The 5,368-nt window shown below is 63.8% G+C and carries 5 protein-coding genes; 1 reads left to right on the top strand and 4 read right to left on the bottom strand.

Features of this window, described 5'->3' with window-relative positions; all coding sequences use genetic code 11:
* From EN914_RS22970 to EN914_RS22960, 3 genes are all read right to left on the bottom strand, one after another.
* Positions 1–465, bottom strand: a 465-nt coding sequence (locus EN914_RS22970) for an ABC transporter permease (RefSeq protein WP_407067809.1), incomplete at its 3' end; no start/stop codon positions are given.
* A gap of 73 nt (positions 466–538) precedes the next feature.
* Complete coding sequence (locus tag EN914_RS22965; protein ID WP_024504752.1) at positions 539–1,702, bottom strand: PotD/PotF family extracellular solute-binding protein; 1,164 nt, start codon at positions 1,700–1,702, stop codon at positions 539–541.
* Positions 1,683–2,819, bottom strand: a complete 1,137-nt coding sequence (locus EN914_RS22960; protein WP_024504753.1) for an ABC transporter ATP-binding protein — start codon at positions 2,817–2,819, stop codon at positions 1,683–1,685. The genes EN914_RS22965 and EN914_RS22960 overlap by 20 nt, the downstream gene beginning before the upstream one ends.
* Positions 2,820–2,933: 114 nt before the next feature.
* On the opposite strand from EN914_RS22960, the gene EN914_RS22955 reads away from it, so the two are divergent.
* A complete protein-coding gene (locus EN914_RS22955; protein WP_024504754.1) occupies positions 2,934–3,740 on the top strand; it encodes a LuxR C-terminal-related transcriptional regulator in 807 nt (268 codons plus the stop codon).
* Positions 3,741–3,745: 5 nt separating this feature from the next.
* On the opposite strand, the gene EN914_RS22950 is transcribed toward EN914_RS22955, so the two are convergent.
* The coding region (locus EN914_RS22950; RefSeq protein WP_127389276.1) for a 3-hydroxyacyl-CoA dehydrogenase NAD-binding domain-containing protein at positions 3,746–5,368 on the bottom strand (1,623 nt) is incomplete at its 5' end.

The following is a 5,368-nucleotide window of genomic DNA, read 5'->3' as shown; positions in this document are numbered from 1 at the left end:
GAGCAGCACCGCGCCCGGCGTGTTGATCAGCCTGACATCCTCGATGCCGACAAAGGCGAGCAGCGCCGGAATGCCGCGCCCGCCCAGAATGTACATCCAGGCATAGGTCCGCATCAGCAGGCTGGTCCAGAACGGAATGACGACCAGCGCCAGCAGGATCAGCCGCCAGCGCTGCGGCGCGCGCAAGGCGAGATAGTAGGCAACGGGATAAGCGACGAGCAGGCAGGCGAGCGCTCCCACCGGCGCCAGCACCATGGTGTTCCAGAAGGCGGTCGCCCGCGCCGGAAGATTGGCATATTGCGCCAGCGTAAAGGCGGCCTGATAGCCGCCTTCCGGTGCGCGTTCGCCGACGCTGAACACGGCGATGGCGATGAACGGCAGCACCAGGAACACCACCAGCCACGCGGTCGCCGGACCGAGCAGCATGGCGGTCAGAAAATTCCTACGAAGACGGCTGCCGTGCATGGAAAGATTGCCCCGGTGCCGGCGGGCATAAACCCGCCGGTCAAATTATCTGAGTCGAATTTGAGGCCGTCGCTCAGGCCGACTTGAAGCGCGCCATCAATTCGGCGCGGCCCGGATCAGTCAACGTTGCCGCCGCGCCGAATTCCAGCGGCGTCAACAGGTCGGCTGCCGGATAGAGGATCGGGTTGTCGAGCACCTCCTTGGGCAGCAGCTTGTTGACGCGCGCATCGGTCGACGGCGCACCATTGGCCAAATGCTCCTTCACCGCCACCTGCGGATTCATCAGGTAGTTGAGCAGCGCGTAACCGGCGGGCTTGTTCGGCGCGTCTTTCGGAATGGCATAGAAATCGGTCCAGATCTCGCCGCCTTCCTTGCCCAGCACATAGGCGATCTCGGGAATGTCGCGATGCAGCTGCGCGCCGTCATTCGTCCAGCACATGGTCATCCACGCGTCGCCGGCGCGCATCCCCGGCTGGTAGTCGGAGGAGACCGCGAACAGATGCGGCTTGACCTTCAGCAGCAGTTCCTCCGCCTTGGCCAGTTCGTCCTGCTTGAGCGAATTGAACGAGTAGCCGTAATATTTCAGCGCATTGCCGATCGTGGTCAGCTGGTAGTCATGCACCATGGTGCGGCTGTCGCCTTCCGCCATGGCGGTGTCCCAGAACTCCTTCCAGCTCGTCATCGGCTTGGTCAGCTTCTTGGTGTTGACGGCAAAGCCGGTGGTGCCCCAGTTCTTCGGCACGGCGTAGATCGTCCCATCGATCGTGCCCTCCGAGGTGAAGCGCGGATCCTCTTGCGAGCCGTCGAAATTCGGCAGCTTCGCCATCTCCAGCGGCTCGATGATGCCGAGCTTCTTGTAGGTCGAGATCGTGTAATTGGTCGGCACGAACAGGCTCCAGCCCGAGGCGCCGGCCTGCAGCTTGGCCAGCATCTCCTCATTGGAGCCGAACACGTTGACCTCGACGGCGACGCCGGTGTCCTTCTTGAAGTTCTCGAAGGTCGCCGGGTCATGATAGTTCGGCCAGGTGGCGATCGACATGCGATCGCCAAGGCTTTCCGCGGCAAAGGCCGGTGTCGGCATGATGCCGATCTCGCGCGCCATCACCGCCGTGGCAATGCCAAGGCCGGTGAGGCCGAGGAAGTCGCGGCGGCCGATCGAGCCGCGCTTCAAACGCATCAGCTGGTCGACGAAATTCTCGGGGCTGATCGGCAGTCCGTCACGATATGATTTCGACATGTTTATCTACCCTCTGGTTGGCCCCGTTGTTCTTGATCTCCGCAAACGCCAGCGGCGTTCCGGAGGCAAAGCCGATGGCGACGGGTTCACCCGGCTTGAAGAGATTGCCGTGACCGATCAGGTGATCGGCTTTGGCCAGCAGCGTTCCGATGCCCTTGACCTCGATCGCGTATTCCGCCGTCGAGCCCAGGAATATCCGGTTGCGGACGATGCCCTTGAATGGGCCGCTTGCCTGGGCGCCGAGACTGAGCGATTCAGGACGAAGGCTGACCGAAACGACCTCGCCCTGCTGCAAAGCGGTCCGTTTGCGCGCCGCAATGACGGTGCCGTCCGCGAGCGCCACCTCCACCAGATCGCCCGAATGCCCGGCGACAGTACCGCTCAAGAGATTGGTCTTGCCGACGAAATCGGCAACAAACAGGTCGGCCGGTTCGTCATAGATCTCGCTCGGCTGCCCGAGCTGGACGATGCGGCCGCCATTCATGACGCAGACGAAATCGCTCATCGACAGCGCTTCCTCCTGGTCGTGCGTGACCAGCACGAAGGTGATGCCGATCTCGCGCTGCAGGTTCTGCAGCTCGATCTGCATGTCGGTGCGCAGCTTCTTGTCGAGCGCCGCCAGCGGCTCATCGAGCAAGAGCACCGCCGGCTTGTTGACCAGGGCGCGGGCAAGCGCCACACGCTGCTGCTGGCCGCCCGACAGTTCGTGGATCTTGCGGCGGCCATAGCCGGCGAGCCGCACCATTTCGAGCGCCTCGCCCGCTCTTGAGGCGATCTCGCGCGAAGACAGCCTTGGCCGCGCCTGGCGCAGCCCGTAGGCGACATTGTCCTCGACATCGAGATGCGGAAACAGCGCGTATTGCTGGAACACCATGTTGACCGGCCGCCGGTAGGGCGGCGTGCCGGCCATGTCCTGGCCGCGAATGAACACCTGGCCTTCGCTCGGCTGTTCGAAGCCGCCGATCATGCGCAGGCAGGTGGTCTTGCCGCAGCCGGAGGGACCGAGCAGCGCGACAAAGGCGGAGGGCGGGACAGCGAGATCGATGCCGCTGACCGCGGTCACCGCGCCATAGCGCTTGGTGACGCCGCGAAACTCGATGTCGGGCACTGCGGTCAAGGCTGATGGCTCCAGCAACAGGACAATATCGGAACGCTACCAGAGCCAATGGCGGCTAGTATATACCTCTCAGGTGGTATATCTGGTCTATTTTCTCGTTTAAGGGGGTATGCATTGTCCCGCAGCGACGAATACAGCCGGCTCGCCACGCTCGTCGCGACGACGCGGGAGACCAGCGGCGATCTCTTTGGCCAGGCGCTGGTCGAGTGGCTGCGGCAGCACGTTAGATTCGACCACTGCGTGATCTTCGGCTATCGCGGCGCCTCGCGCCCGCCGCTGCTGTTCGAGACCTTCTCGCCCACCGAGAGCCATGTGTTCGTCGCGCTCTATCAGGAAGGGCCGTATCTGCTCGATCCGTTCCATCACGCTGCGGTCGAGCGCAAGGAAGGGTTCTGGCGCATGCGCGAGCTGGCGCCGGACCGTTTCTATGCCAGCGAGTATTTCCGCTCCTATTACAGCCAGACCAGGCTGGCCGAGGAGGTCGGCTTCTTCGTGCCGCTGCCGGGCAAGGATGCGCTGGTGCTGTCGCTGATGCGGCTGCGCGCTTCAGGCCCTTTCGGCACCGCCGATGCCAGATTGCTGCGCGACATGGCTCCCGCGGTGATCAGCTTCATCAGGTTGCGCTGGCCTGCTCTTCCGGCCGACGAAACGGCGGAAGCGAAGCAGGACGAGACGGCCGCTATGGTCAACGAGTTCGACCGCGCCCATATCTGGCAGAGCCTGTCGCTGACGCCGCGCGAAAAGCATGTCGTCGACCTGGTGTTGCAGGGGCATTCGACGGAGTCGATCGCCCGCGCCATGCGCATCGTGCCGGGAACCGTGAAGGTCCATCGCCGCAACATCTACCGCAAGCTCAAGATCAAGTCGCAGGCCGGCCTGTTCGCGCGCTTCGTCGAGATCATCGATGCACGGATCCGGTAGGCTCTCTAACCGCCGGCTTCCCACGACCCGGTCTCGGCCATCCGCTTCAGCAACCGCGCCGGCTTGAACACATCCTTGCCCGTCCGTTGATGCCAGTATTCGAGCCGCTCGATGATCCTGGCCGGACCTTCAAGGCCAACCCAGAACATCGGTCCGCCCTTGCCGATGGGAAAGCCGTAGCCATTGACCCAGACGACATCGATGTCGGACGCACGGGCCGCTATGCCTTCCTCCAGGATCTTGGCGCCCTCGTTGATCAGGGGGTAAAGCGTGCGCTCTACGATTTCCTCCGCACTGATCGCACGCGGTGCGATACCGTTCTCGGCGGCCTTGTCGCGGATCAGCGCTTCAACCTCGGGATCCGGCACTGGCGTGCGCGCGCCAGCCTCATAGAGATAAAAACCCCGACCGGTCTTCTGGCCGAAGCGTCCTTGTTCGCACAGCGTGTCGGCGATCACGGCTTTCTGGCCGCGTGCCTTGCGGTTGCGCCAGCCAATGTCGAGGCCGGCGAGATCGCCCATTTGGAACGGCCCCATCGGCCAGCCGAAATCGGTGAACACCTGGTCGATCTGGCTGGGCGTTGCGCCTTCCAGAAGAAGCGCTTCCGATTCCGAGCCCCGCGCGGCAAGCATGCGGTTGCCGACGAAGCCGTGGCAGACGCCGACCACGACGGCCACCTTGCCGATCCGCCTCGCCAGGTCGACTGATGTCGCCAGCGCATCGGGCGCGGTCTTCTCGGCGCGCACGATCTCCAAGAGCTTCATGACATTGGCCGGCGAAAAGAAATGCAGGCCGAGCACATCCTGCGGCCGCGAGGTCGAGGCAGCGATTTCGTTGATGTCGAGATAGGAGGTGTTGGTGGCCAGGATCGCGCCGGGCTTCGCCACGGCTTCGAGCTTGCCGAACACTTCCTTCTTGACCGCCATGTCCTCGAACACCGCCTCGACGATCAGGTCGCAATCGGCGAGATCGGCATAGTCGGTGGAGCCCTTGAACTGGGCGAGCCGCTCCCGCTTGGCGTCTTCGCTGAGCGAACCGCGCGTGACGGACACCGAGTAGTTCCTGTCGATGGTCGCCAAGCCGCGTTGCAGGGCCTCGTGGCTGGTTTCCAGCAAAATCACGGAATAGCCGCCATTGGCGAAGGCCATGGCGATGCCGCCGCCCATCGTACCGGCGCCGATGACGCCGACGCGGGCGATCCTGCGCTTGACGACGTCTTTTCCTGGAAGCTTTGCCGCCTCACGTTCGGCGAAGAACAGATGGCGCTGCGCCCGCGATTGGTCGCTGGCGACCAGCTTGACGAACAGCGCACGCTCTGCCGCCAGTGCCGCATCGAACGGCAGCGTGACGGCATTGCGCACCGACTGCGCGCAAGCGATCGGCGCCTCGAGGCCGCGCGCTTTCCTGGCAAGATCCGCAGCCCCGGCGTCGAACGCCGCGAGATCAGTCTGCTTGAGACCATCATTGCGATCGCGCACCGGCGTGAAGGGACCGCCCTTGCGGGCGATTTCCCCAGCGAAGTTCACGGCATGCGTGGTCAGATCGCCTTCGAAGACGGCATCGACGAGACCGGCGGCGTGCGCCTCGGTCGCGCCGATCGGCGCACCTGAGACGATCATCTTCAACGC

It is taken from the genome of Mesorhizobium sp. M7A.F.Ca.CA.001.08.2.1 (genome assembly GCF_003998455.1).
Taxonomy (GTDB): Bacteria; Pseudomonadota; Alphaproteobacteria; order Rhizobiales; family Rhizobiaceae; genus Mesorhizobium; species Mesorhizobium ciceri.
This window is presented reverse-complemented; position numbering and strand designations above follow the sequence as displayed.

Coding starts and splice junctions, on each gene's coding strand:
- EN914_RS22965 (WP_024504752.1), bottom strand. CDS start 1,702: ATGTCGAAATCATATCGTGACGGACTGCCGATCAGCCCCGAGAATTTC.